This is a genomic window from Hydrocarboniphaga effusa AP103 (assembly GCF_000271305.1).
GTDB classification, from domain to species: Bacteria; Pseudomonadota; Gammaproteobacteria; order Nevskiales; family Nevskiaceae; genus Hydrocarboniphaga; species Hydrocarboniphaga effusa.
In genome coordinates, this window is record NZ_AKGD01000001.1 from 512393 (window position 1) to 537123 (window position 24731).

22 protein-coding genes and 2 riboswitches are annotated in these 24731 nt (G+C 65.2%); of the genes, 10 read left to right on the forward strand and 12 right to left on the reverse strand.

All coding sequences use genetic code 11. The features are described from left to right. Nucleotides 1-83: 83 nt before the first annotated feature. From WQQ_RS02295 to gcvT, 5 genes are all read right to left on the reverse strand, one after another. Nucleotides 84-752 carry a CsgG/HfaB family protein gene (locus tag WQQ_RS02295; protein WP_007183435.1) on the reverse strand — a complete coding sequence of 223 codons (669 nt, stop codon included), beginning with the start codon at nucleotides 750-752 and terminating at the stop codon, nucleotides 84-86. Between the two features lie 238 nt (nucleotides 753-990). Next, the gene (gene gcvPB, locus WQQ_RS02300; RefSeq protein WP_007183436.1) at nucleotides 991-2550 is read right to left on the reverse strand and encodes an aminomethyl-transferring glycine dehydrogenase subunit GcvPB; all 1560 of its coding nucleotides are present in this window, start codon (nucleotides 2548-2550) and stop codon (nucleotides 991-993) included. A 15-nt stretch (nucleotides 2551-2565) separates the two neighbouring features. Then, nucleotides 2566-3927 (reverse strand): aminomethyl-transferring glycine dehydrogenase subunit GcvPA, encoded by a 1362-nt coding sequence (gene gcvPA / locus WQQ_RS02305; RefSeq protein WP_007183437.1) that lies wholly within the window; start codon nucleotides 3925-3927, stop codon nucleotides 2566-2568. A 171-nt stretch (nucleotides 3928-4098) separates the two neighbouring features. Then, nucleotides 4099-4485: a glycine cleavage system protein GcvH gene (gcvH, locus tag WQQ_RS02310; protein ID WP_007183438.1), complete on the reverse strand. Its 387-nt coding sequence runs from the start codon at nucleotides 4483-4485 to the stop codon at nucleotides 4099-4101. A 70-nt stretch (nucleotides 4486-4555) separates the two neighbouring features. After that, nucleotides 4556-5641, reverse strand: a complete 1086-nt coding sequence (gene gcvT, locus WQQ_RS02315; RefSeq protein ID WP_007183439.1) for a glycine cleavage system aminomethyltransferase GcvT — start codon at nucleotides 5639-5641, stop codon at nucleotides 4556-4558. Between the two features lie 71 nt (nucleotides 5642-5712). After that, a riboswitch (glycine riboswitch) is annotated at nucleotides 5713-5841 on the reverse strand. 21 nt (nucleotides 5842-5862) lie between these two features. Beyond that, nucleotides 5863-5967: riboswitch (glycine riboswitch) on the reverse strand. Nucleotides 5968-6130: 163 nt separating this feature from the next. Between gcvT and WQQ_RS02320 the strand changes: the two genes are divergently transcribed. From WQQ_RS02320 to WQQ_RS02330, 3 genes are read left to right on the forward strand one after another with little or no spacing between them, the layout of a single operon-like run. Further along, nucleotides 6131-6355: an AbrB/MazE/SpoVT family DNA-binding domain-containing protein gene (locus WQQ_RS02320; protein WP_007183440.1), complete on the forward strand. Its 225-nt coding sequence runs from the start codon at nucleotides 6131-6133 to the stop codon at nucleotides 6353-6355. Nucleotides 6356-6371: 16 nt separating this feature from the next. Further along, complete coding sequence (locus WQQ_RS02325) at nucleotides 6372-6839, forward strand: type II toxin-antitoxin system death-on-curing family toxin (RefSeq protein WP_050997637.1); 468 nt, start codon at nucleotides 6372-6374, stop codon at nucleotides 6837-6839. A gap of 47 nt (nucleotides 6840-6886) precedes the next feature. Next, nucleotides 6887-7738 carry a MipA/OmpV family protein gene (locus WQQ_RS02330; protein ID WP_007183442.1) on the forward strand — a complete coding sequence of 284 codons (852 nt, stop codon included), beginning with the start codon at nucleotides 6887-6889 and terminating at the stop codon, nucleotides 7736-7738. Between the two features lie 18 nt (nucleotides 7739-7756). Here the strand turns inward: WQQ_RS02330 and WQQ_RS02335 are convergent, their stop codons facing one another. From WQQ_RS02335 to WQQ_RS02355, 5 genes are read right to left on the reverse strand one after another with little or no spacing between them, the layout of a single operon-like run. Beyond that, the gene (locus WQQ_RS02335; protein WP_007183443.1) at nucleotides 7757-8920 is read right to left on the reverse strand and encodes an FAD-dependent monooxygenase; all 1164 of its coding nucleotides are present in this window, start codon (nucleotides 8918-8920) and stop codon (nucleotides 7757-7759) included. Then, complete coding sequence (gene ubiH / locus WQQ_RS02340) at nucleotides 8913-10145, reverse strand: 2-octaprenyl-6-methoxyphenyl hydroxylase (RefSeq protein WP_007183444.1); 1233 nt, start codon at nucleotides 10143-10145, stop codon at nucleotides 8913-8915. The genes WQQ_RS02335 and ubiH overlap by 8 nt, the downstream gene beginning before the upstream one ends. Next, on the reverse strand, nucleotides 10142-10612 hold the full coding sequence (locus WQQ_RS02345; RefSeq protein ID WP_007183445.1) for a YybH family protein: 471 nt from the start codon (nucleotides 10610-10612) through the stop codon (nucleotides 10142-10144). Before WQQ_RS02345 ends, ubiH begins: the two co-directional genes overlap by 4 nt. Beyond that, nucleotides 10612-11937 (reverse strand): Xaa-Pro aminopeptidase, encoded by a 1326-nt coding sequence (gene pepP, locus WQQ_RS02350; protein WP_007183446.1) that lies wholly within the window; start codon nucleotides 11935-11937, stop codon nucleotides 10612-10614. The genes WQQ_RS02345 and pepP overlap by 1 nt, the downstream gene beginning before the upstream one ends. 7 nt (nucleotides 11938-11944) lie before the next feature. Then, the gene (locus tag WQQ_RS02355) at nucleotides 11945-12517 is read right to left on the reverse strand and encodes a UPF0149 family protein (RefSeq protein WP_007183447.1); all 573 of its coding nucleotides are present in this window, start codon (nucleotides 12515-12517) and stop codon (nucleotides 11945-11947) included. A gap of 47 nt (nucleotides 12518-12564) precedes the next feature. On the opposite strand from WQQ_RS02355, the gene argA reads away from it, so the two are divergent. From argA to WQQ_RS02370, 3 genes are read left to right on the forward strand one after another with little or no spacing between them, the layout of a single operon-like run. After that, a complete protein-coding gene (gene argA / locus WQQ_RS02360; protein ID WP_007183448.1) occupies nucleotides 12565-13884 on the forward strand; it encodes an amino-acid N-acetyltransferase in 1320 nt (439 codons plus the stop codon). A 45-nt stretch (nucleotides 13885-13929) separates the two neighbouring features. Beyond that, the gene (locus WQQ_RS02365) at nucleotides 13930-15303 is read left to right on the forward strand and encodes an adenosylmethionine--8-amino-7-oxononanoate transaminase (RefSeq protein ID WP_007183449.1); all 1374 of its coding nucleotides are present in this window, start codon (nucleotides 13930-13932) and stop codon (nucleotides 15301-15303) included. 7 nt (nucleotides 15304-15310) lie between these two features. Then, the gene (locus WQQ_RS02370; RefSeq protein WP_007183450.1) at nucleotides 15311-16036 is read left to right on the forward strand and encodes a 16S rRNA (uracil(1498)-N(3))-methyltransferase; all 726 of its coding nucleotides are present in this window, start codon (nucleotides 15311-15313) and stop codon (nucleotides 16034-16036) included. A gap of 16 nt (nucleotides 16037-16052) precedes the next feature. Here WQQ_RS02370 and WQQ_RS02375 read toward each other — a convergent pair whose 3' ends face one another. Beyond that, entirely contained in the window at nucleotides 16053-17303 is a 1251-nt protein-coding gene (locus WQQ_RS02375) for a DUF445 domain-containing protein (RefSeq protein WP_007183451.1), read from the reverse strand. A 109-nt stretch (nucleotides 17304-17412) separates the two neighbouring features. Next, nucleotides 17413-19416, reverse strand: a complete 2004-nt coding sequence (locus WQQ_RS02380) for an AsmA family protein (protein WP_007183452.1) — start codon at nucleotides 19414-19416, stop codon at nucleotides 17413-17415. A 180-nt stretch (nucleotides 19417-19596) separates the two neighbouring features. Here WQQ_RS02380 and WQQ_RS02385 point away from each other — a divergent pair, with 180 nt between their 5' ends. The 4 genes from WQQ_RS02385 to WQQ_RS02400 all read left to right on the forward strand — a co-directional run bounded on the left by WQQ_RS02385 (nucleotide 19597) and on the right by WQQ_RS02400 (nucleotide 24721). After that, a complete protein-coding gene (locus WQQ_RS02385; RefSeq protein ID WP_007183453.1) occupies nucleotides 19597-20922 on the forward strand; it encodes a dihydroorotase in 1326 nt (441 codons plus the stop codon). Beyond that, nucleotides 20912-21514 carry a DNA-3-methyladenine glycosylase I gene (locus WQQ_RS02390; RefSeq protein ID WP_007183454.1) on the forward strand — a complete coding sequence of 201 codons (603 nt, stop codon included), beginning with the start codon at nucleotides 20912-20914 and terminating at the stop codon, nucleotides 21512-21514. The genes WQQ_RS02385 and WQQ_RS02390 overlap by 11 nt, the downstream gene beginning before the upstream one ends. Nucleotides 21515-21524: 10 nt before the next feature. Continuing rightward, nucleotides 21525-22259, forward strand: coding sequence for a M50 family metallopeptidase (locus WQQ_RS02395; RefSeq protein WP_007183455.1), 735 nt, complete (start codon nucleotides 21525-21527; stop codon nucleotides 22257-22259). A gap of 539 nt (nucleotides 22260-22798) precedes the next feature. Then, nucleotides 22799-24721, forward strand: coding sequence for a PrkA family serine protein kinase (locus WQQ_RS02400; protein WP_007183457.1), 1923 nt, complete (start codon nucleotides 22799-22801; stop codon nucleotides 24719-24721). The last annotated feature ends 10 nt before the right edge of the window (nucleotides 24722-24731 follow it).

The following is a 24731-nucleotide window of genomic DNA, read 5'->3' on the forward strand; positions in this document are numbered from 1 at the left end:
ACTCCCCCTAGTGGATGGCACCGCCACACGATCGCCGCTCCCCGCAGCGACCGCACGCCGTCGACGACTTACCCAGCGACGGCTTACTTCACCGGCTTCCAGGCGCCGGCTTCGACGCTCGATACGAGCGTGTTGACTGCCTCCCGAATCGCCAAGTCGAGCACCTTGCCATTGAGCGTGGAGTCGTAGCTCGCGGTGCCGCCGAAACCGATCACTTCGCGGTTCGACAAGCTGTACTCACCGCTGCCCTGAGAAGAAAACACCACCTCGGAAGTCGATACATCGACGATGTTCAGATTGACCTTGGCGTAGGCGATCTGCTGCTTGCCGCTGCCCAGAATGCCAAATAGCTGCTGATCGCCCACTTCCTTACGGCCGAACTCGGTGACATCGCCGGTTACGACGTAGTCGGCGCCCTTGAGCGCCTGGGTGGAGCCCTTGATCTTCGCTTCCTGGCCGATCTCGCTCATATTGTCGCGATCCAGAACATTGAAGCGGCCGGTTTGCTGCAGATGCGTGATCAGGATGGTTTTGGCCTGGCCACCGAGCTGATCGGCGCCGTCCGAGAAAATGCCGCGCAGATAGCTCGAGCGATTGTCGAACTTGCCCACTGCGATCGGGCTGCGCACGCCCTGGTACACGGTGCCTGCGGAGGCTACCTTGGGGACTTCGAGCGTTCGATGACTCTCGGTCGCGCAGCCACTCAACACGACGCATACCGCCAGCCCGAGGCCGGCCTTCCATTGCTTCATTGGTTGATTCCCCCTGGAACCCTGAGATTGCGTATCGGACGAATGCTTCGACGGCACTTCACGATGCGCGCTGGGCCCTTCCGTCTCGTCGTCCAAGTCTGCTGAAGCGCGAGGGTTCCCGTCCAGTGAAATCGTTCGTCACCATGCAAGCGAACGGATTCGGGCCATTGATGGCAACCCATCACGAACCGTCAGCGCGGCTCCCGGCCGCCCGACGGTTCGCAACCTGAATTCGTGCTCAGCTCGCCGGCCGCCAACGAATATCGAGCTGACGCGCGGCGCGCACGTCGTCGAGCCGGCGCACCGGCATCGTGTACGGCGCACCCTTGACGTAGGCGATGTCGTGCTTCGCCTCGTCCCAGATCGCGACGAGCGCATCGACGAACAGATCGAGCGTCTGCTTGTCTTCGGTTTCGGTGGGTTCGATCAGCAGGCACTCGGGAACCAGCAGCGGGAAATACACCGTCGGTGCGTGGAAGCCGTAATCGAGTAGGCGCTTGGCGACGTCGGTCGCCGTCAGCTCGATCTGCTGCTTCTGGCGCTTGAGCGTGACGATGAATTCGTGGCTCGCGCGGCGCCCCGGAAACGCCAGATCGAAGCCCTTGTCCTTGAGCCGCGCCTGCAGGTAGTTGGCGTTGAGCGTGGCGAATTCGGCGACCCGATGCATGCCTTCGCGACCGAGCAGGCGCGCGTAGACGTACGCGCGCAGCAGTACGCCGGCGTTGCCCATGAACGCGGACAGGCGGCCGATCGATTGCGGCAGGTCCTTTTCGTCGAGCCAGCGAAATACAGGAGACGGGAGACGGGAGACGGGAGACGTAGAATCTTTCGTCTCCCCTGAAACGTCTGCCGTCTCCCGCCGATCGTCGGCCTTGCCGACGATCGGCACAGGCATGAACGGCAGCAGGCGCTTGCTCACGCCGACCGCACCGGCGCCCGGACCGCCGCCACCATGCGGCGTCGAGAAGGTCTTGTGCAGGTTCATGTGGATGACGTCGAAGCCCATGTCGCCCGGGCGCACCTGGCCGAGGATCGCGTTGAGGTTCGCGCCGTCGTAGTACAGCAGGCCACCGGCTTCGTGGACGATCGCGGCGATCTGCTTGATGCGGCGCTCGAACACGCCGAGCGTGCTCGGATTGGTCAGCATGATGCCCGCGGTTTGCGGACCGACCGCAGCCTTGAGCGCTTCGATATCGACATCGCCTTCGGCATTGGTCGGAATCTCGCGCGAGACGTAGCCCATCATCGTCGCGGTCGCCGGATTGGTGCCGTGCGCCGCATCGGGCACCAGAATCTCGGTGCGGCCGTGATCGCCACGCGCGAGGTGATACGCGCGGATCATCGCCACGCCCGCGAATTCGCCCTGCGCGCCCGCCATCGGCGTCAGGCTCACGCCGGCCATGCCGGTGACGTCCTTCAGAATCTCCTGCAGGTCGTACATGCAGGCCAGAAAACCCTGGCTGTGCGAGGCCGGCGACAGCGGATGGCGCTGCAGGAACTCGGGCAGCATCGCGAGCGTGTTACACGCACGCGGGTTGTACTTCATCGTGCACGAACCGAGCGGATAAAAGTGCGTGTCGATCGAGAAGTTCTTCTGCGACAGCCGCGTGTAATGACGCACGGCCTGCAGTTCCGAGACTTCCGGCAGCGCAGGTGCGCGCTTGCGGCGCAGCGCTTCGGGAACCGCGGTGAAATCGGCCGGCGTCGACGGGCGCTGGGCTTCCGCGCCACGGCCCTTGGAGCCGCGTTCGAAGATCAGCAGGTCGTTGTTGACGAGCGTGTTCTGTAGCAAGGTCATTTCATAGTCTCCCGATCAGGCCTTCGCGAGCACGGCAGCGAGCGCATCGCGGTAGTGCCGCAGATCGGCGGGTGTTTTGGTTTCGGTCGCGCAGATCAGCAGGGCGTTGCCGAGTTCGGGGAAATCGCTCGACAGATCGAAGCCGCCAAGAATGCCTTGCTCGCCCGCGAGCGCTTCGAGCACCGGTGCGACGGGCTTCGGCAGCGCGATCGCCGCTTCGTGAAAGCCCGGCGCATCGAAGACTTTGCGCACGCCCGGAATCTCGATGAGCAACTGCGCGAGTTCGATCGTGTGCTGCAGGCTCGCAGAAGCCACGCGCGCGAGACCTTCGGCGCCCAGAATCGACATGTGAATCGTCGCCGCGGTGACGAGCAGACCCTGGTTGGTGCAGATGTTCGAGGTCGCCTTGCTGCGCCGGATGTGCTGCTCGCGCGCCTGCAAGGTCAGCGTGTAGCCGGGCTTGCCGTCGAGATCGACGGTGCGGCCGACGATACGGCCCGGCATCTGTCGCACGAAAGCCTGCTTGGCGGTGAGAAACCCGAAGTACGGGCCGCCCGAAGCCAGCGGCGCACCGAGCGGCTGGCCATCACCGCAGACGATATCCGCGCCGGTCGCGCCCCACTCACCCGGCGGCTTGAGCAGCGCGAGCGAAACCGGATTGACGACGCCGATCACCATCGCGCCCTTCGCGCGCGCCGCATCGGTCAGCGCGTCGACGTCTTCGAGCACGCCGAAGAAATTCGGCTGCGCGATCACCAGGCTCGTGAAGCTGCCCGCTTCGAAATTTTCGATTGCCTTGAGATCGGTGCGGCCGTGCGCATCGTGCGGCAACTCCACGATCTCGATCTGCTGCGCATCGACGATCGCGAACAGCACCTTGCGATACAGCGGATGCAGCGTGCGCGGCACCAGCACCTTGCGCTTGCCCGCCTTGTGGCTGCGCTCGGCCATCAGCACCGCCTCGGCGAGCGCCGATGCGCCGTCGTACATCGACGCGTTGCTGACATCCATGCCGGTCAGCGCAGTCATCATGCTCTGGTATTCGTAGAGCAACTGCAGCGTGCCCTGGCTCGCCTCGGCCTGATACGGTGTGTAGGCCGAGTAGTACTCGCCGCGCGTGGTGATCTCCCAGACGGCCGCCGGAATGTGATGCTCGTAGGCGCCCGCACCGATGAAATTCAGCCCGCGCCGATCCTGATGCGCACGCCCGTGCATGAGCCGCACGACCTCCATTTCGGTGAGCCGATGCGGAACGTGCTGCAAGGCGCCACAGCGCAGCTCGGCCGGAATCTCGTCGAACAGCGCGTCGAAGCTTTTCGCGCCGATGACGCCGAGCATTTCATCGATGTCGGTTTCGGTATGGGGGATGAAGGGCATGAATGATGGCCTTTGAAAACGGAATTTGAATCCCTTCTCCCGCAGTGCGGGAGAAGGTAGCGCGCCGGCGCCGGATGAGGGGGCGAGTATCGATACGAAAGCATCAACGCGCCGGCAAGCCGTGCTCCCTCACCCCGCCCTCTCCCCGCAGGCGGGAGAGGGAAAAAGTGCTTAAGACTCGATCGACTTCGCGTAGCCCGCCGCATCGAGCAGATCGGCGACGCTGCCGATGTCGTGGGGCTTGAGCTTCCACATCCAGCCTTCGCCGTAGGGATCGCTGTTGAGCAGCTCGGGAGCGCCCGCGAGCGCTGCGTTGACCTCGACCACTTCGCCGGCGACCGGCGCGTAGACGTCGGACGCGGCCTTCACCGATTCGACGACCGCGCAGGCTTCGTTCGCAGCGAGCTGGCGGCCCACCTGCGGCACTTCGACGAACACCAGATCGCCCAGCGCGGCCTGCGCATGGTCGGTGATGCCGATCAGCAAGGTGCCGTCGGGCAGCGTCTTGATCCATTCGTGCGAAGCGACGTACTTGAGATCGGCGGGGATGTTGCTCATCGAGGCGTCTCCGAAAAATTTGAAGTGAGGAACTGCAGAAAACGATTGAAGCGCAGGACCAAGCCCGCGCTCAGACCAGCATTTTGCCGTTGCGAACGAACGGCGGTTTGACCAGCCGCGCCGGCACCCACTGGCCGCGAATCTCGACCTCGCAGTCGCCGTCGGCGGTAGCGTCGATGCGTGCGAGCGCGATCGACTGCTTCATCGTCGGGGCGAAGCCGCCGCTGGTGGTTTCACCGCTCGCGCCGTTGGCGAAGCGCAGTTTCATGTGGGCGCGCATGATGCCGCGCCCTTCGAGCACGACGCCGGCGAGCAGCCGCGGCGTGCCGTTGACGGCGTAGGGCTCGATCGCCGTGCGGCCGATAAAATCGCGTCCTTCGGTCCAGGCCACGGTCCAGCCGAGACCCGATTCGAGCGGATGCGTCGATTCGTCCATGTCCTGGCCATAGAGATTCATGCCGGCTTCGAGTCGCAGGGTGTCGCGCGCGCCGAGCCCGCAGGGCTTCACGCCGGCGTCCAGCAACTGCGTCCACAGCGTCTTGAGTTCGGCGTGCGGCAGGATCAGCTCATAGCCGTCCTCGCCCGTGTAACCGGTGCGTGCGACGAAAGTGTCGTCGTGGAAAACGGCATTGAACGGCTTGAGCGAAGCCGCATTGGCCGAGAGCAGTTCGGGCTCCAGGAAGCGGCCGACGATCTCGCGTGCCTGCGGCCCCTGAACGGCGAGGATGCCGAGGTCGCTGCGATGCTGCGCGCCGACGCTGAACAGCGCCGCATGATCGCGCACCCAGTCGAGATCCTTCTGCGTGGTGCCCGCATTGACGACGAGCCGGAAGCGATCTTCGGCGATGAGATACACGATCAAATCGTCGATGACCCCACCGTCCTCGCGCAGCATGCAGCTGTAGAGCGCGCGGCCGACGGTCTGCAGCTTGGCGACGTCGTTGGCGAGCAGCTTGCGCAGGAACTCGCGCGTGCGCGGGCCCTTGAGGTCGATGACCGACATGTGCGAGACGTCGAACATGCCCGCGCCCGAGCGCACCGCGTGGTGCTCGTCGAGCTGCGATTGATACTGGATCGGCATGTCCCAGCCGGCGAAATCGACCAGCTTGGCGCCCAGGCGCTGATGTTCGGAATGAAGAACCGTCTGTTTGAGCATGCGTTCGACTCTCTCGACAAAGTGGACGACATCGACCCCGGGACAGTACGCCTCGCCGGCTCGCGCGTTCGTCCGCCCCATCTGTCCTTCCGAAAGCCGCTTCGGACCTGAGAGTTGAGACTGCGAACCTCGCAGCCGTGCCCCATCGGTGGACGGCCGCTGATCACCACGCGTGGCCGCCGCTCTCCAGATTTTGCTGGTCCACTGACACGGATCAGTGAACTCGCAGTGCGCTCCCTTGACCTGAGCGATTCCGGGCGGATTTGCGCCTTCGGTGCCGGCCTCGAAGCGCTTCGCTCCTTACCGGACTCTCGCGCACTGCTTGTGCGTTGCAACTGGCGCGAGTCTACGCGAGGCCCGCGCCTCGCTCCAGACTTGCGCGCCCGATCGCGCGGAGCAAACCGCATCAGCCAGTCGCCGGCTGGAAATGCCCTCGACGATTCCGCCCGATCGAGTTATAACATCGGTTATACAGACGGAGGCGCACCCATGGAACTCAAGATCATCGCGGTCGGCAATTCGGCAGGCGTGCTGCTGCCCAAGGAGCTGCTGGCCCGCCTGCGCGTCGACAAGGGCGACGTGCTCTACGCGGCCGAGACGCCCGACGGCATCAAGCTCATGCCGCACGATCCGGCGCTCGCGGCGCAGATGGAGGTGGCCGAGCGGGTGATGCGCGAAGACCGCACGGTGCTGCGCAAACTCGCCGACAGCTGAGCGCGTCCACATGGATCTGATCATCTGGGTTGAAAGGCCGCTCGTGATGATGCTGCACGATCGCCAGATCGCCGAACACGGCGGCGGCGGTGGGCTGCGCGATGCCGGGCTATTGGAATCCGCGCTCGCACGACCGCAGCAGCTGTTCGCGTACGGCGATCCGCCGCCCGATCTGGCGGCACTCGCGGCCAGCCTTGCACATGGCCTTGCGAAGAATCATGCCTTCGTCGACGGCAACAAGCGCACGGCCTTCGTTTCCTATCGCACCTTTCTCGCGCTCAACCACGCCCGACTCGAAGCCAGCTCGGACGAAAAGTACCTGACGATCATCGCCCTCGCCGACGGCAGCCTTTCCGAGGCAGACTTCGCCTCCTGGCTGCGCTCGCACCTGCATTCCGATGCGTCATCGGTCGGCGTACAGGAGCCGAAGGCGCGCTATGGTTCGAGCCGCAAGCCGGCATCACGCAAAAAGGTTACCGCCTGAACACTTCGAAGCTCGCGCCGCTCACCGGCCGGCGTTTTGCCTGCGCCGTGCTGCTGCCGCTGGTTCTGTTTTCCGCCACTGCGTTCGCCCAGGCCCTGCCGTCGATCGACGACGTATCCGAGCAGATCCCGGATCGTCCGAAATGGGAGGTCGGAATCGGCGCGCTGGCCTTCATCACGCCGAACTATCCGGCCTCGGACGATTACCGCACGCTGGCGCTACCGGTTCCGTATTTCGTCTATCGCGGACGCGTGCTGCAGGCCGACGACGAAGGTTCGCGGTTGCGCCATCGCTTCACTCCGAACATCGAGCTCGGCTTTTCCGGCGGCGGTGCGCTGTCGAGCAATTCGAGCAGCTCCGGCGCCCGTCGCGGCATGCCGGACCTCGATTACCTGGCCGAAATCGGCCCCAACCTGCGGCTGAGCTTCGATGGCCCGGTGCCGCGTTCGAAACTGCAGCTCGATCTGCCGGTGCGCGCGGTGTTTTCGCTGGGATCGGACCTGCGCAGCCGCGGCGCGACGTTCGCGCCCGAGCTTTCGCTGACGAGCCGCTATCTGCCCAAGGACCGGCTCACGCTGCGCCTGTCGATCGGCAGCGACTGGGCAACCTCGGCCCTGCACGAATATTTCTACGAAGTGGACTCGCAATACGAGATCGAGGGGCAGCGGCCGGCCTACTCGGCATCGGCCGGCTATCTGGGCTCGTCGATCGGCACGCGGCTGAGCTACGTGTTCACGCCGCGTGTCTCAGGCTTCGTCGCCACGCGCTATTACAACCACGCCGGAGCGGCCAACGAGAACAGCCCGCTGTTCGAGCGCAACAACAACTATTCGCTCGTCGTCGGCTTCATCTGGTCGCTCTGGCAATCGCAGGCGCGCGCGGAAGACCGCGGGCCTTGATTCACCGCACCCATGCGCTCAGGAAATCGCGCGCCGGATCAGCAGCCGCTTGATCGGATCGACGCGATCGAGCAGCGAAAGCCCAAGGTCTAGCACCTTCGACAGGCCCGCGGAGCCGCCACGGAACGCGCGATCGAGCGCGTCGGTCAGCGCGAGCATTTCGAGATTGTCGGCCTTGCGCGAGCGCTCGTAACGACGCAGCAGGCGAGCCGAAGTCCAGTCGTTGCCGGCGCCTCGCGCGGCACCGAGTTCCGAGACCAGCGCCGACGCATCGCCGAGCCCGAGGTTGACGCCCTGCCCGGCCAGCGGATGCACCACGTGCGCGCTGTCGCCGATCAGCACGAGCCGGTCCTTCACGTATTGCTGCGCATGCAGCAGGCGCAAGGGGAACGTGAAGCGCGGACTCGACTCGCCGATGACGCCGACTTCGAACTGGATCGCCGCCGACAGCGCCTGGTGAAATGCTTCGGCCGGCTGCGCGCACAGGGCTTCGGCCTCGTCGGGCGGCAATGACCAGACGATCGAGCGACGCCCGTCCGCGAGCGGCAGAAACGCCAGCGGCCCACCCGGCAGAAAGCGCTGCAGCGCCACGCCGCCATGCGCGCGCTCGCAGCGCAGATGCGTCACGAGCGCGAGCTGTTCGTACTGCCGCTCGGCGGTGGCGATGCCCGCGCGCTCGCGCAGCGGAGACAGCGCCCCTTCGGCGGCGATGACGAGTTCGGCCTGCAGCGAGCGACCGTCGGCGAGCCTCAGCGTGGCCCCGTCGGCATCGATATCCGCCGCGGTTACGTCGCAGCGCGGCTCAGCTACACCTGCGGGCAAGGCAGCCCAGATCGCCGACAGCAATTGAGACTGCTCGACGATCCAGCCGAGCGCGGCGCCGCCGATGTCGGCCGCATCGAGGCTCAGCGCCTTCTCGGGGCTCGACTCCCAGATGCGCATCGATTCGTAGGTGCCGAGCCGATTCGCCGGCATCGCCTGCCAGACACCGAGCTCGCGCAACCAGCGCGCCGAGGCCGGCGAGATCGCGTAGACGCGTGGATCGTAATCCTCGCCGGGCGTCGGCGGCGTAGCCGAGCGTTCGAGCAGGCGGACGTCGAAGCCGGCCTGGCTCAGCGCGAGCGTCGTGGCCGCGCCGACCACGCCGCCACCGACGACCGCGATCTCGCAGCGCTCAGCCACGGCGACGGGCCAGCTTCGGTGCGGCGCTGCCGTAGCCGAGATTCTGATCGAGCACGGCCTGGCGCAGCGGCGGCGTCAGGTCGAGCATCAGCAAACCGAGGTGGCGCAGTCCGCGCAAGCCCGGCACCGCGTTCGAGAACAGGCGCACGAGGCCGTCGGTGAAATCGGCGACCCGCGCACGATCGCGCTCGCGACGGCTCTGATAAAGCGCGAGCAGCTCGGGCGAGCCCGGATCGCCATTCGATTCGGCGAGCGTTTCGGCCAGTGTTTCGGCGAGCGTCGCGACATCGCGCAAGCCGAGATTGAAGCCCTGCGCCGCGACCGGATGCAGCGACTGCGCCGCATTGCCGACCAGCAGCACGCGCGGCGCCGTCAGGCGCTCGCTCATGACCCGTTCGAGCGGGTACGCCATGCGCTTGCCGAGCGAACGAAACACGCCGAGGCGCTCGCCGAAAGCGTCCTGCGCGCGTTCGATGAAGCTCGCTTCGTCGAGCGCCAGCACTTCGCGATGCAGATCGGACGGCAGCGTCCAGACCAGCGAACAGGCGTGGCCAAACTCGTCGTCGGGCTTGGGCAGCAGCGCGATCGGGCCGGTCGGCAGAAAGCGCTCGTAGGCGACGCCCGCATGCGCGCGCTTGGGCCGTACGGCGGTGACGATGGCGCTTTGGCGATAGTCGCGACTCTCCGCGCCGATGCCGAGCAGCTCGCGCACGGTCGAGCGCGCGCCATCGGCCGCGACGACCAGACTCGCGCGCACTTCGCGTTCGCCATCGGCGCCCGTGATGCTCAGCACCGCTTCGCTGTCGCCGAGCTGCAGGCGCTGCAAGCGCGCCGGGGCGAGCAGCTGCAGGCCTTCAATGCCCAGCAATGGAGAGGCGAAGGTCGCACCGATCGCGCGCAGCGGCACGTTGTAGCCGAGCGCCGGCAAGCCGGCTTCCTCGGCCGTGAAGCGCGCGACGCCGAAGCGCCCGCGCTCGGAGATATGCGTCGAGGTGATCGGCTCGGCGTCGGCCGACAAGGCCGGCCACAACCCCAAGCCTTCGACGATGCGCTGCGAGGCCGCGTTGAGCGCGATGCAGCGTTCGTCCCAGCTCGGCTGGGACGCCGGTGGCGACTGCGATTCGATCAGCATCACGCGCAGCTTGAGCGGAGCGAGCGCGACCGCGAGGCTCGCCCCGACCAGACCGCCACCGATGATCGCGACGTCGACGCGCTCCGTATTCACAGCGCGGCTCCGGCCGGAGCACAGAGCGTCACCGCATCGCCGTCATCGAAGACGATGCGCCAGCTACCCGATTTCTCGCGCCGCCAGATCGAATGAAAGCGCCCGATGACTTGCCCCTGCGGATTCAGCACCGGCCCGCTGCTCTGCGCGAGCGTACCCGAAGCCAGCACGGCGACATGCTCGGGTTTCCATGAGAACGGCGCCTGCGGCGAAGCGAAATAAGGCTTCCAGACCGCGGCGATCGCGGATTTTCCGCGCAGAACTCCGCCGTCGTGCACGAACACCGCCTCGTCGGACAACAGCGCTTCGAATGCCGCGAAATCGCGCTCGGCCATGCTGCGCGCAAAGCTCAGCTCTGTCTGCTCCACCGAATCGCGCAGCGCGGCATCGTCGGCCTCCGGCGGCGTCGAGTCGCAGGCCGCGAGCAACAGCGCAAGCCCTGCGAGCGCGATACGCGACGATCGCATCAGGCCGCCTTCGCCATCAGCGCTTCGATGTCCTTGATCTCTTTCGGCACGCCCGTGGTCAGCACTTCGGGGCCGTTTTCGGTCACGAGCACGTCGTCCTCGACGCGAATGCCGATGCCCCAGTATTTCTCGTCGACGCCTTCGGTTCCGGGCGCGATGTAGAGGCCCGGCTCCACGGTCATGATCATGCCGGGCTCGAACGGGCGGTACTTGCCGCCGAGGCGATAGCGGCCGACATCGTGCACGTCCATGCCGAGCCAATGCCCGGTGCCGTGCATGTAGAACTGGCGCTGCCTGCCCTCGGCGATCAGCGTCTTGACGTCGCCCTTGAGCAGGCCGAGCTCGACCAGGCCCTCGGTCAGGATGCGCGTGGCGACGTCATGCGGCTTGCCGGCCGAAGTGCCGGCCTTGAGCGTCTTGATCGTCTGCTTGTTGGCCTCGAGCACGACTTCGTACACCGCCTGCTGGGCCGCGTTGAATTTGCCGTTGACCGGAAACGTGCGCGTGATGTCCGCGGTGTAGCCGCGGTATTCGCCGCCGGCGTCGATCAGCAGCAGATCGCCGTCGCGCAGCAGCATGTTGTTTTCGGTGTAATGCAGGATGCAGGCGTTGTCGCCGCCGCCGACGATGCTGCCGTAGCCGGGCTGCATGTCTTCGACTTCGAACTCGCTGTGGATCTCGGCCATCACCTGCCACTCGTAACGGCCCGGGCGCGTCGCCTTCATCGCGCGGACGTGGGCTCGAGCCGACACGTCCGCCGCCTTTTTCATGAGCGCGATTTCGGCCTTGGACTTGATCAGGCGCATCTCGTGCAACGTGGTCTCGAGCGCGACGAGAGTCGTCGGTGCGGTGGCCCCGCGACGTGAGACTTCGCGCAGGTGCCGCATGATGCCCGCGATTTCGGCGTCGAGCTCGGCGTATTCGCCGAGCGTGTAATGCACGGTCTCGCGGCCGGCCAGCAGCTTGGGCAGCTCGTCTTCGAGTTCGTCGATGTTGTAGGCCTCGTCGGCGCCGTAGCGCTCGACCGCGCCTTCCGGCCCGGCACGGCGGCCGTCCCAGATTTCGCGTTCCTTGTCGCGACGGCGCACGAACAGCACGAACTCACCGCCCTTGCGTCCCGGTACGAGCACCGCGATCGATTCGGGCTCCGGGAAGCCGGTCAGGTACTGGAAGTCGCTGTTCTGCCGGAAGCGGTAGTGCGTGTCGCGCGCGCGCACCACTTCGAACGCGGACGGAATGATCGCAACCGCATCGTTGCCGATGCGGCGCATGAGTTCCTTGCGGCGGCGCGCGTGCTCGCGGGCGTCCTGGGAGCTGAGTGTCATGGCGGAATCAGTGCAAGGTGGGTTTGGTGCCGTCGTTGGCGGGCGCGTGCGTGGCCGGGTTCAGTTCGAGGAACACCAGCTGCGCGCCGACGCGGATGTATTCGACGAGCTCGACGTAGGCGCTCTCCTCGATCTCCTGGTCGTCGCCCGCGTCGAGCCCGGCCTGCGTGAACTGCGAGAGGTCGCCGATGATTTCGCGCGCCTCTTCCGAAACCGTCGTCAGGTCGATGTGGCGGCGGCTCGACAGCCCGTACAGAAAGCCCTGGCACCAGAGCGCGAGCGCCTGCACGCGAGTGGACAGTGGAATATCGTCGTCGGGCAGCAGCGGAGCGAAGTGCATTTCGCTCGACATCAGCGACTCGAGCGTCTGCGCCGCGAGCGTCTGCAGCAGCGCCTCGGCCTCTTCGTCGTTGCGGATGTCTTCGGTCGGAATGTCGAGCAGCTCCAGCGGGTCGACCTCGGCCGCGTCCTGGGAGCAGAACACGCCGCAGAGGGTGCCGTGGAATTCGGAAGCTTCTTCGGGGGAGCCGAGCCGGCTCAGCGCGGCAGCCAGATCGGCGTAAGGCAGTATGTCGTCCATGCCGGATTATAGGCCCCCGTGCATTGGGCCATCAGTACAATGCGCCCATGATCACCTCCGACTTCGTTGCCTCGCTGCGCGCCGCGGCGCCCTATGTGCATGCGCACAACGGGCGCGTGTTCGTGATCGCCTTCGGTGGCGAGGTCGCCGAGCGTGCCGATTTCGAGCGCCTGATCTACGACGTCGCCCTGCTGCAGAGCCTGGGCGTGAAGCTGGTGCTGGTCCACGGGGCCCGGCCGCAGATCGAGCGCCAGATCGCCCAGCTGGGCCTGGTTTCGCGCTTCGAAAGCGGCCAGCGCGTCACCGACCGGCCGGCGCTCGACTGCGTCAAGGCCGCGGTCGGCGCCCTGCGGCTCGAGATCGAGGCCCGGCTGTCGACTTCGCTCGCGAGCACCCCCATGGGTGGGGCGCGCATCCGCGTGGCCGGCGGCAACTGGGTCACCGCGCGGCCGGTCGGCATCCGCAACGGCATCGATCACCAGTACACCGGCGAAGTGCGCCGCGTCGACGCCGAGGCGATCCGGCGCGAGCTCGACGCCGACCGCATCGCTCTGATCTCGCCCGTGGGCTATTCGCCGACCGGCGAGATCTTCAACCTGCGCTCGGAATATCTCGCCACCGCGGTCGCCACCGCGCTCAAGGCCGACAAGCTGATCTTCGTGGTCGGCAGCGATCCGGACGACTGGAAGCTCGCCGACGGCACCGGCGACGCTGGCCAGCTGACGGTGGCCGAAGCCGGGCTGCTGCTCGCCGGTCCGACGCTGGAAGCCCAGGATCGCGCCTACCTCGACGCCGCGCTCGAAGCCTCCAAGTCCGGGGTCACGCGCGTGCACCTGCTCGGGGCCGAGCTCGACGGCGCCCTGCTGCGCGAGCTCTACACGCTCGACGGCGCCGGCCTGATGCTCTATTCGGATGCCGATTACGAATCGACGCGACCGGCCACCATCGACGATGTCGGCGGCGTACTCGCGCTGATCGCCCCGCTCGAAGCGGCCGGCATCCTGGTGCCGCGCTCGCGCGAGCAGCTGGAGCTCGAAATCGGCCAGTTCTTCGTCATGGTGCGCGACGGCATCGTCATCGCCTGCGCCGCCCTGATCACCTATCCCGATGGCCGCATGGGCGAACTCGCCTGCGTCGCCGTGCATGCCGATTATCAAAGCGGCGGCCGCGCCGCTTCGCTGCTCGCGCGCATCGAGAACGAGGCGCGCCGGCTCGGGCTCACCGCGCTGTTCGCGCTCACCACGCACACGCCGCACTGGTTCATCGAGCATGGCTTCGTGCAGGGTGCGGTCGAAGACCTGCCCAACGATCGCCGGCGCTTCTACAACTGGCAGCGCAACTCGATGGTGCTCGTCAAGGCGCTTTGAGCGGCGCTCGACCGCGCTTCTGCGCGGTCCAACCTGGATTCTCCGATGAACGCTTCTTCCGACCTCCGCCAGCGCACGCTCGATCACGTCTGGCACCCGTGCACGCAGATGAAGGATCACGAGTGGCTGCCGATGATCCCGATCGCCTCGGCCGAAGGCGCCTGGCTCACGGGAACCGACGGCAAGCGCTATCTCGACGCGGTGAGCTCATGGTGGACGAATATCTTCGGCCACCGCCACCCGACCATCGTGCAGCGCATCAAGGAGCAGCTCGACACGCTCGATCACGTGATCTTCGCGGGCTTCACGCACGAGCCTGCGGTGAAGCTCGCGGAAAAACTCTGCGCGCTCACACAGCTCGACCGCTGCTTCTACGCCGACAACGGCAGCAGCGCGGTCGAAGTGGCGCTCAAGATGAGCGCGCATTACTGGCGCAACTCCGGCAAGCCCGAGAAAACGCGCTTCATCTCGCTGAGCAACGGCTATCACGGCGAAACGCTCGGTGCGCTCGCCGTCGGTGACACCGGGCTTTATCGCGATTCGTATTCGCCACTACTCATGCAGCCGGTGTTCGTGCCCTCGCCCGACTGCTTCGATCGCGCGCCCGGCACCTCTTGGGAAGACCATTCTCGGCGCATGTTCGCGCACATGGAGTTCGCGCTCGAACAACATGCCAAGGACACCGCTGCCGTCATCGTCGAACCGCTCGTGCAATGCGCGGGCGGCATGCGCATGTATCACCCGATCTACCTGACGATGCTGCGCGATGCCTGCACGCGTCATGGCGTACACCTGATCGTCGACGAGATCGCGACCGGCTTCGGACGCACCGGCATGATGTGGGCGAGCGACTGGGCGAAAGTCAGCTCGCGCACGCCGCAGCCCATTCGGGGTGACTTCATGTGCCTGTCGAAGGGCCTGACCGGCGGCACCTTGCCGCTCGCGGCGGTCATGACCACGAATTCGATCTACGAGGCCTTCTACGACGATTACGCCTCGTACAAGGCCTTCCTGCATTCGCACAGCTACACCGGCAACCCGCTCGCCTGCGCCGCCGCGCTCGCCACGCTCGAAGTGTTCGAAAGCGAAAACTGGCTCGCGCGCAATCGCGAGCTCGGCCACTTGATGTGGATGCGCGTGTCCGAACTCGTGAGCCATCCGCATGTCGCCGAAGTGCGCCAGCAAGGCCTGATCCTCGCGATCGAGCTCGCGAAGAATCCACGCAAGCGCGAGGCCTATCCGGCGCATGAGCGTCGTGGATTGCGCGTCTACCAGCATGCGCTCGAAAAAGGCGTGTTGCTGCGCCCGCTCGGCAACGTCGTCTACTTCATGCCGCCCTACGTGACGACGACCGAAGAAGTCGCGCTGATGGCCAAGACCGCGATCGACGGCATCGAGATCGCGACGCGCGACCGCTGAGCTTGCGATGAGCCGCTTCTACGTCAGCGCCCCACTCGGCATCGGTGCGGAACTCGATCTTCCCGACGATGCGTTTCGTCACTGGGTGCAAGTGCTGCGTGCCCGCGTCGGCGACACCGCGCAGCTGTTCGACGGCAGCGGCGACGAGTTCGAAGCCCAGCTGCTTGCGATCGGCAAACGCTCGGCGCAAGTGCGAATCGGAGCGCGCATCGCGGTCGATCGCGAATCGCCCTTGCGGCTGTCGCTCGCGCAGGCGGTGTCGAAGGGCGACCGCATGGATTACACCCTGCAGAAGGCGGTCGAACTCGGCGTCAACGAGATTCAGCCTTTGCTGACCGAGCGCACCGTCGTCAAGGTCGATGCGGAACGCTGGGAGAAAAAGCTCGAACACTGGCGCGGCGTGATCGTATCGGCCTGCGAGCAATCCGGTCGCACGCGCCTGCCGACGCTGCATCCGGTGCTCAAGCTCGACAGCTGGCTCGCTCAGCCGCCCGCGCACGAATTGCGACTGACGCTCGCGCCGACCGCGCAATCGGCGCTGCGCAATCTGCCGAAAGTCAGCTCGGCCTGCCTGCTCGTCGGCCCCGAAGGCGGGCTCAGCGAGGCCGAAATCGCGCTCGCCCAGCGCAGCGGCTGGACGGCGGTGAAGCTCGGCCCGCGCGTACTGCGCACCGAAACCGCAGGCGTCGCCGCGATGTCGGCGATGCAGGCCTTGTGGGGCGACCTGGGCTGATTCGTCGGCGCTGCCTTCAATGCAGCATCACGAAGACCTGCAACTCTCCGACGAGAAAGCCAAGCGCGGCACCCACCGCAATCAGAATCCACTCGTCTTCCTTGAACACCGGACGCAGCATGTTCTCGAATTCCTCGGGCTCGAGCGCCTGCATCTTCGTCACCAGCGTGTTGCGGATGTCGAGCGCGTTTTCGGCGTAGGTGTTCAGATGCTGGATCGCGGCCGGCACTTCACGCAGCAAGGCTTCGGCGATCGCCTGCTTCATCTCGACGTAGTTGCGCGAGCCGACCGCGAACGCAACGAAGGGCTTCGCGAATCCAGACTGCTCATCGACCGCGTGCTTGATGTGCCGCTGCAACACTTCGGTGAGCCGATCCGACAGCGGGCCGGTCAACAGGCCTTCCCAGAGCTTCTGCGGCGTCAGCAGCTGATCGGCGATGAGCTGGCCGTAATCGTGCGCGACCTGCTGCTGGCGCGACAAAAACAGGCCCTGCACCTGCAAGCCGAACACGCGTCGTGGCCGCAGCGGACGGAACAACATCTGCAGCGCGAGCCAATCGCTCGTCAGGCCGACGAACAGGCCGAAAGCCGGCAGAATCCATGGCTCCTTGAAGAAGACCCACGCGATCATCTGCCAGAAGCCGAGCACGAGGCCGAAGTAGAAGCCGGCGGTGCCGAAGAACTTGAACTCGCGCTTGCCGGTTTCCCAGAAGATGCGATTGAGCAAGTGCTTATCCCGCACGAGATTGCCGACGATCATGTGCTTCACATCGAACAGCTCGTCGATGTGCTCGCGCAGCTCGGTCATGATGCGCTCGACCGTCTGCGGCACGTCGTCCTTCACGCGCTCGACGATGCGGCGCTTGGCGAAATCCGGCAGCGCGTACCAGATGCCGGGCTTGTAGCGCTCGGCGATCTCCTCGCTGATGCGCTCCATCGCGATCATCAGCGGCTGCTCGATCTCCTGCGCGACCCGCTGCGGATCGAGCCGGTTGAACATGTCGCGCACCGAGATCAGCTGCGTGGTCAGGATGTCGACGGCCGTGCTCGCCATCTTCTCGGCCTTGCGCGGCACGATGCCCTGCCAGCCGAAGAACGGCTTGATGCCGACGAACTCGATCGGCTTGAACATCATCTGGATCGCGACGACCTTGGTGATGTAACCGATCGCCGCGCTCACGATCGGCAGCGACAGGTACAGCGGCCAGTTCTCGCGCACATCGGCACCGATGGCCTGCCAATCGGCGAGCCCTAACAGCCATTCCATGCGGCTTTCCCCCGAACCGTTTGTACCGCCGACGTTGTTATGCGCCGATTGTGCCTGGGTTCGAAGGCCGTTTCAGGGCACGCTTCGGGTCGGCGGGCGCCGCATTCGCTTACTTCTTCTTGTCCTTGGCCGGCGGCGCCGGCGCATCGATGCTCCCGAGCAGCGCCACGCAATCGTTGTCCTCGCCAAGGCCGAGCTGGATCGTCGGCACCAATGCGGCCAGCGGACCGAGCACGGTTGCGAGCAGCGCCACCGCGCCGCCGCGCGCTGCGAGATTGCCGATCTCGGGCCGAATGCTCGGGCTCGCGAGCGGCCCCTTGATATTGATCGGAGCTGCGAGCGAACCGACGTTGAGCCGCTTGGGCTCGGTGCGGATCTGGTAATCGATTTTCTCATTCTTGAGATCGATGTCGCCCTTGCCGACGACGTTCGCCTCGGTGGTATCGGCGAGCAGCGTGCGTGTCCTGACCTGGCCTTTTTCGAGGCCGAGGTCGGCGACCATGCAATTGAGCTTGGCCCGGCTCGGCAGGCCGAGCGCCGAGACCAGTACGTTGCCGAAATCGAGACCCGCGAGATTCACGAGCAGCGCGCTGATGTCGCCCCCGGTCATGAACAGGCGCAGCTCGCCGTCGCCGTCGCCGAGCATCGCGGCGACCGAATTGCCGCGCGCATCGAGCCTGGCATTGCCACCGACCGTGCCGGCGCCCTTGAACACCGACATCTTCTCGACGATGCGCGAGAAATCGAGCTTGCGGAAGTCGATGTCCGCCACCGTGTGCACCACGTCCTTGCGCCCGTCGAGCTGCAGATTCGCGAGGATGCTGCCCTGCCCAACGCCGAGCTTGAGCGGCTTGACCTCGATGAAGCCGTCCTGCAGTACGAGATGGCCTTCGAGCGTGTCGACCGGGGTGATGTCGCTCTCGATGCGCTTGACGCGGTATTTCACGTCGAGATCGGCCGCGCGGATGCGCGGTAGCGAAATCGGCGTATCGGGCAGCAGCTTGCCGCTCTTTTCCTTCTTATCGCGCTCGGCCTTGTTCTCGGGCGTGTCGGTCGGGGCCTTCTCCTCGCCCGGCGTTCCGCCGATCAGGCCCGCCAGGTCGCTCCAGACCACCTTGTCCGAATGCGCATCGATGTTCACCTGCCGCCGCCCGCCCTTGCTCGCCGGCAGCACCGCGGCGTCGCCCGCGATGTCGCTCTGCCCGTAAGTGCCTTTGAAATCGCGGAAACGGAAGCGATCGTCGGCGTAGTCGAACTTGCCCGTGAGCTTGTAGGCCGGCGACGGCGGCAGCGGCACGCCGGTGAGCGGATACAGGTCGGCCAGGTTGTTGCCCGCGAATTCGAGCTTCAGGTTGGCGCCCCCGAAGGCCATCGGATCGAGCACGGTGCCGACCAGCGACACGCTCGTGTCGCCGTTGCGCAGCTTGAGCTCGACCGGATACGGCTGGGCCGGATCGCGCAGCGCGAGCACCGAGCCGCCCACGAAGTAACCGTCGATCGGCTGGCCGGCGTAACGGCCCTTGGCATCGACGCGCAGGTTCGGCTCGCCGCCGTCCTTGCGCTCCTCGGTCTTGATCTTGAGCCGGAAATCCGCCTTCAAGCCGGGCTCGACGACGTGGAGGTCGCCGTCACGGATGACCAGCCGCCGAATCTCCACGAGCAGCGGCTCTTTGTCGGACTTGGGCTCGTCGTCCTTGGCCTGCAGCGCCTCGAAAATGTAGTTCGGCTTGCCGGACGGCCCGGGCCCGAGATCGCCGACCGGACGCTCGATGTCGATCTCGGTCAGGCTCAGCTTGTTCGAGAACCAGACCCAGGGGTTCACGCGCACGGCCAGGCGCTGCACCGAGCCGAGCTGGCTGCCTTCGGGGAATTCGGGCGGGTTGGCCACTGCGATCCCGTCCGCGATCACTTTGGGGTGCCAAGCCAGGTCGATGTCGAAATGCTGCAGCGTCACCGGCCGGCCCAGCGCGCTCGAGGCCTGCTTCTCGACCAGCGGCCTGAACCAGTTCCAGTCCCAGAGCACCACCAGGGCGATCAGCGCGACGATGATGACCGCGCCGACGATGCGTCCCCGGTGGGAAGGTCCAGAGCGACGGGGCTCGGCGCGATCCATCGCGTTCTCCTTGTTGTCGGTGGCTTGAATTCGTCTGCGCGGAATCGTCGGAAGCCGTGGCTGACGCTACGCTGACCCGCCCGCTCGTACGGTCGGCGCGCTGGCGCTCAAAGGCGCGCACCGGTAGCGAGCCCGGGTCTACGCAGGCAAGATGGCCGTCCATCAACACCGAGGTCCACCGTGCTCATCACCAACGCCCGCATCGTCAACGAAGGTCGCGAGTTCGAGGGAGATGTGCTGATCCGCAACGGCCGGATCGAGAAGATCGCCTCGTCCATCACCAACACCAATGAAACCGTCGTCGACGCCAAGGGCAAGCTGCTGATCCCCGGCATGATCGACGACCAGGTGCATTTCCGTGAGCCTGGGCTCACCCACAAGGGCGACATCTCGACCGAGACGTCCGCCGCGCTCGCCGGCGGCATCACGAGCGTGATGGAAATGCCCAATACCAACCCGACCACGACCACGCGCGAGCGCCTGGCCGACAAGTACACGCTCGCCACCGGCAAGGCGCGCACCAACTTCGCCTTCTATTTCGGTGCAGCCAACGACAACGCCGACGAAATCGCCCGCGTGGTGCCCGGCGAGGCCTGCGCGATCAAGATTTTCATGGGCGCCTCGACCGGCAACATGCTCGTCGACGACCCCAAAGTGCTCGACGACATCTTCGCGCGTGCACAGATTCCGATCGTCACGCACTGCGAAGACACACCGACGATCAAGATCAACGAGGAGGCCGCGCGGCAGAAATGGGGCGACGCCGTGCCGATGTCGCAGCATCCCTACATTCGCTCGGAAGAGGCCTGTTACAAATCCACCGAGCTCGCCGTCGGCCTCGCCAGGCGCCACGGCACCTCGCTGCACGTACTGCACCTGACCACCGCACGCGAACTCGAGTTCTTCACGCCCGGACCGGTCAAGGGCAAGCAGATCACCGTCGAAGCCTGCGTGCACCACCTGTTCTACGACGAATCCTCGTACGAATCGCTGGGCTCGCTGATCAAGTGCAATCCGGCGATCAAGACCGCGGCCGACCGCAAGGCGCTGGTCGCGGCGGTGATGGCCGACCGCATCGACGTGATCGCCACCGATCACGCTCCGCACACGGCCGAGGAGAAGGCCAACCCGTCCTACTTCAAGGCACCGTCCGGCCTGCCGCTCGTGCAGCACGCGCTGCCGATGCTGTTCGAGCTCGTCCGCCGCGGCGAACTCGACCTGCACACGCTCGTCCGCAAGACCAGCCACGCGGTCGCCGACCGTTTCGGCGTAGTCGAGCGCGGCTACCTCCGCGAGGGCTACTGGGCCGACCTGACGCTGGTCGACACCGATGCTCCGACCACCGTGCGCAAGCAGGATCTCTATTACAAGTGCGGCTGGTCTCCGCTCGAAGGCCAGACGCTGCCCGTGCGCATCGACACCACCTGGGTCAATGGCGAGATCGCCTTCCAGAACGGACAGGTGCTGCCGCAGGTTCTCGGCAAGAGGCTCGCCTTTGCCCGCTAAACCGCCGGCCCCGTCGATCGACGACGGCAAGCCGCGCTGCCCCTGGTCGCTGGGTTCGGATGCCTACAAGCACTACCACGACACCGAGTGGGGCGTGCCGTGCCGTGACGAGCGCAAGCTGTTCGAGTTCCTGATCCTCGAAGGCGCCCAGGCCGGACTGTCGTGGAGCACCATCCTGGCCAAGCGCGAGGGCTATCGCGCCGCGTTCTCCGATTTCGATCCCCAGCGCATCGCCGCCTTCACCGACGAGCAGCTCGACGCGCTGATGCAGAACCCCGGCATCGTGCGCAACCGGCTCAAGATCGCGGCCACGCGCACCAACGCCCAGGCCTGGCTGCGCTTCGCCGAGCAAGAGGGCTCCTTCTCGGACTGGCTGTGGGCGCAGGCCGGCGGCGAGCCCATCGTCCACCGTCGCAGGAGCCTGTCGCAGGTTCCGGCCCGTACGGAGCTTTCGGACGCTATCAGCAAGGCCTTGCTCAAGCGCGGCTTCAAGTTCGTGGGCTCGACCATCATCTACGCCTATCTGCAGGCCATGGGCGTGGTCAACGACCATCTCACGAGCTGCCATTGCCATCCGGATTACCGCGGGTAGGCGCAGCGGGATGGCTCGCAGGCGCGCCTTCGCCACGACGAAGGCACACGGTGGCCTGACCGCACTGATCGCCGCCTCGGCGGCGACCCTCGCGCTCTATCTGTCGTTCCATCTGTTTCCCGAAGGCCGGCTGCTGCTCTGGCCGCTCGTGCTGCTGTCGACCCTGGTCCACGAGCTCGGCCACGGGCTGACCGCGTTACTCCTCGGCGGGCAGTTCACCGGGCTCTACATCTGGCCGGACGCCTCGGGCGTGGCGCTCTATTCAGCGCGCTTCGGCACAGTGCGCCGTGCGGCCGTCGCGGCCGGCGGCCTGCTCGGCCCACCGCTGTTCGCCTACGTCTTGTTCGTGGCCGGACGCCATCCGCTCAGCGCCCGAAGGGCGCTCGGCGTGGTGGCGATCGTCTTCATGCTCGTATCGTTGCTGTGGGCGCGCAATCTGTTCGGCATGCTGTTCATTGGCGCGCTCGCGCTGGCGCTCGGGATCGTCTCGCTGCGCGGTTCGTCGCGCCTTGTCCAGTTCGGCAGCGTTTTCGTCGGCGTGCAGATGGCGCTGTCGGTGTTCTCGCGCGGCGACTATCTCTTCATGCGCGAGGCGGTCACGGCCCAAGGGATCGGGCCCTCGGACACCAGCCAGATCGCGCAGGCGCTGTATCTGCCGTTCTGGTTCTGGGGGGCGCTCATCGCCGTGCTGTCGACATGGTTGCTCTGGCACGGGCTGCGCGCGTTTGCGCCATGGATGAAATGAAGCTGCGCGTCGCTGCGCAGCCCTATCGCGTATCGGCATGTAACTCACGCCAGACTTCCACCGTTCCGCGCAGCTTCCATCGGCTGACGAACGGTCGAAACGCAGCAATAACGGGCTTCGCAGAGTTTATGACAGCAGCTGCGGCGCAGATATTCAGTCTAGTACGAATCGACCCACTTCCATCAACGGCATGCTTCCTGCGAAAGTGACACCGTGATGACATTCCCGCTCGGGCGGTTCCGCATCCGGTTGCGAGACCGGCGGGATGTGTCACCTCGGGTCCGTCGCAAGCCAGCAGTCGCTCATCTTCCGGCGACGCACCCAGCGCTCTTTCAGTCCCCTTTAAATCTGTCGATATCACCGCTTGGTGGGGAATTCCTACCGATCGTGCTGTCGAAGCGAATGCAAGCGCATCGCTTGCATCTAATCGAACAGCGGCATCCGAATGGTTTCGAAGTAGACAGCTTGCAGACAGCAGTCGAGTCCAAGACTCGATTGCAGCTTGCACGCTTCATCTTCAGCAAAGTGGAGGACACGTCATGGGTTTGCTGAACAGTTTTCGTGAGCAGTATCTCAAGGGTCGCGAAGAGGAGTTTTCGCTGGAGGAATATCTTCAACTCTGCAAGAGCGATCCGCTTGCGTATGCCTCGCCGGCCGAGCGTATGCTGGCGGCCATCGGTGAACCCGAGCTCATCGACACGCGTAACGATCCGCGCCTCTCACGCCTGTTCGCCAATCGTGTGATTCGCCGCTATCCGGCTTTCCGCGAATTCTTCGGCATGGAAGACGTCATCGCGCAGGTGGTGGCCTTCTTCAAGCACGCCGCGCAAGGTCTGGAAGAGCGCAAGCAGGTGCTCTATCTGCTCGGCCCGGTCGGCGGCGGTAAATCGTCGATCGCCGAGCGCCTGAAATCGCTCATGGAGGCCTACCCGATCTATGCGATCAAGGGCTCGCCGATCAACGAATCTCCGCTCGGTCTGTTCTCGCCCGAACGCGACGGCGCTGCTCTCGAGGCCGAATACGGCATTCCGCGCCGTGTGCTTTCGGGCATCGCCTCGCCGTGGGCGCTCAAGCGTCTCGCCGAATACGAAGGCGACTTGTCGCAGTTCCGCGTGGTGCGCATCCAGCCGTCGGTGCTACGCCAGACCGCCATCGCCAAGACCGAGCCGGGCGATGAGAACAACCAGGACATCAGCTCGCTGGTCGGCAAGGTCGACATTCGCAAGCTCGAATCCTTCAGCCAGGACGATCCGGACGCCTACAGCTACTCGGGCGGTTTGTGCCAGGCCAACCAGGGCCTGCTCGAGTTCGTCGAAATGTTCAAGGCGCCGATCAAGATGTTGCATCCGCTGCTGACGGCCACGCAGGAAGGCAACTTCAAGGGCACCGAAGGTTTCTCTGCGATTCCGTTCAACGGCGTGATCCTCGCGCACAGCAACGAAAGCGAATGGCAGAGCTTCCGCAACAACAAGCACAACGAGGCCTTCCTCGATCGCGTTTACATCGTCAAGGTTCCGTACTGCCTGCAAGTGTCCGAAGAGGTCAAGATTTATCGCAAGCTGCTCAAGAACAGCTCGCTGACGGCTGCGCCCTGCGCCCCGGGTACGCTCGAGATGATGTCGCAGTTCTCGGTGCTCACGCGCATCAAGGAGCCCGAGAACAGCAGCATCTTCTCGAAGATGCGCGTGTATGACGGCGAATCGCTCAAGGACACCGATCCGGCCGCGAAGAGCTACCAGGAATATCGTGACTACGCAGGCATCGACGAAGGCATGACCGGCATGTCGACGCGCTTCGCCTACAAGGTGCTGTCGGCTGTCTTCAACTACGACCAGACCGAAGTCGCGGCCAACCCGGTACATCTGATGTACGTGCTCGAACAGCGCATCCTGCGCGAGCAGTTGCCGGATGAAACGCAGCGCCGCTATCTCGAGTTCATCAAGGGCTATCTGGCGACGCGCTACGCCGAATTCATCGGCAAGGAAATCCAGACCGCGTATCTGGAATCGTATTCCGAATACGGCCAGAACATTTTCGATCGCTACGTAACCTTCGCGGACTACTGGATCCAGAATGAGGATTATCGCGATCCGGAAACCGGCGAATCCTTCGATCGCGGCTCGCTCAACACCGAGCTCGAGAAGATCGAGAAGCCGGCCGGCATCGCGAACCCCAAGGACTTCCGCAACGAGATCGTGAACTTCGTGCTTCGCGCGCGCAGCCAGCATGGCGGCAAGAATCCGAAGTGGACGAGTTACGAAAAGCTTCGCGAAGTGATCGAGAAGAAGATGTTCTCGAGCACCGAGGAGCTGCTGCCAGTAATCTCCTTCAATGCCAAGGCTTCGGTCGAGGACAAGAAGAAGCACGACAGCTTCGTCGGCCGCATGGTTTCGAAGGGCTACACGGAAAAGCAGGTTCGCCTGCTGTCCGAGTGGTATCTGCGGGTTCGCAAATCGGCTTAGCAAAAGCCAG

Excerpts from the sequence above, each read along its gene's own strand:
- WQQ_RS02295 (WP_007183435.1), bottom strand. The coding sequence starts at position 752 with ATGAAGCAATGGAAGGCCGGCCTCGGGCTGGCGGTATGCGTCGTGTTG.
- gcvPB (WP_007183436.1), bottom strand. The coding sequence starts at position 2,550 with ATGACCTTGCTACAGAACACGCTCGTCAACAACGACCTGCTGATCTTC.
- gcvPA (WP_007183437.1), bottom strand. The coding sequence starts at position 3,927 with ATGCCCTTCATCCCCCATACCGAAACCGACATCGATGAAATGCTCGGC.
- gcvH (WP_007183438.1), bottom strand. The coding sequence starts at position 4,485 with ATGAGCAACATCCCCGCCGATCTCAAGTACGTCGCTTCGCACGAATGG.
- gcvT (WP_007183439.1), bottom strand. The coding sequence starts at position 5,641 with ATGCTCAAACAGACGGTTCTTCATTCCGAACATCAGCGCCTGGGCGCC.
- WQQ_RS02320 (WP_007183440.1), top strand. The coding sequence starts at position 6,131 with ATGGAACTCAAGATCATCGCGGTCGGCAATTCGGCAGGCGTGCTGCTG.
- WQQ_RS02345 (WP_007183445.1), bottom strand. The coding sequence starts at position 10,612 with ATGCGATCGTCGCGTATCGCGCTCGCAGGGCTTGCGCTGTTGCTCGCG.
- pepP (WP_007183446.1), bottom strand. The coding sequence starts at position 11,937 with ATGACACTCAGCTCCCAGGACGCCCGCGAGCACGCGCGCCGCCGCAAG.
- WQQ_RS02355 (WP_007183447.1), bottom strand. The coding sequence starts at position 12,517 with ATGGACGACATACTGCCTTACGCCGATCTGGCTGCCGCGCTGAGCCGG.
- argA (WP_007183448.1), top strand. The coding sequence starts at position 12,565 with ATGATCACCTCCGACTTCGTTGCCTCGCTGCGCGCCGCGGCGCCCTAT.
- WQQ_RS02365 (WP_007183449.1), top strand. The coding sequence starts at position 13,930 with ATGAACGCTTCTTCCGACCTCCGCCAGCGCACGCTCGATCACGTCTGG.
- WQQ_RS02370 (WP_007183450.1), top strand. The coding sequence starts at position 15,311 with ATGAGCCGCTTCTACGTCAGCGCCCCACTCGGCATCGGTGCGGAACTC.
- WQQ_RS02375 (WP_007183451.1), bottom strand. The coding sequence starts at position 17,303 with ATGGAATGGCTGTTAGGGCTCGCCGATTGGCAGGCCATCGGTGCCGAT.
- WQQ_RS02380 (WP_007183452.1), bottom strand. The coding sequence starts at position 19,416 with ATGGATCGCGCCGAGCCCCGTCGCTCTGGACCTTCCCACCGGGGACGC.
- WQQ_RS02395 (WP_007183455.1), top strand. The coding sequence starts at position 21,525 with ATGGCTCGCAGGCGCGCCTTCGCCACGACGAAGGCACACGGTGGCCTG.
- WQQ_RS02400 (WP_007183457.1), top strand. The coding sequence starts at position 22,799 with ATGGGTTTGCTGAACAGTTTTCGTGAGCAGTATCTCAAGGGTCGCGAA.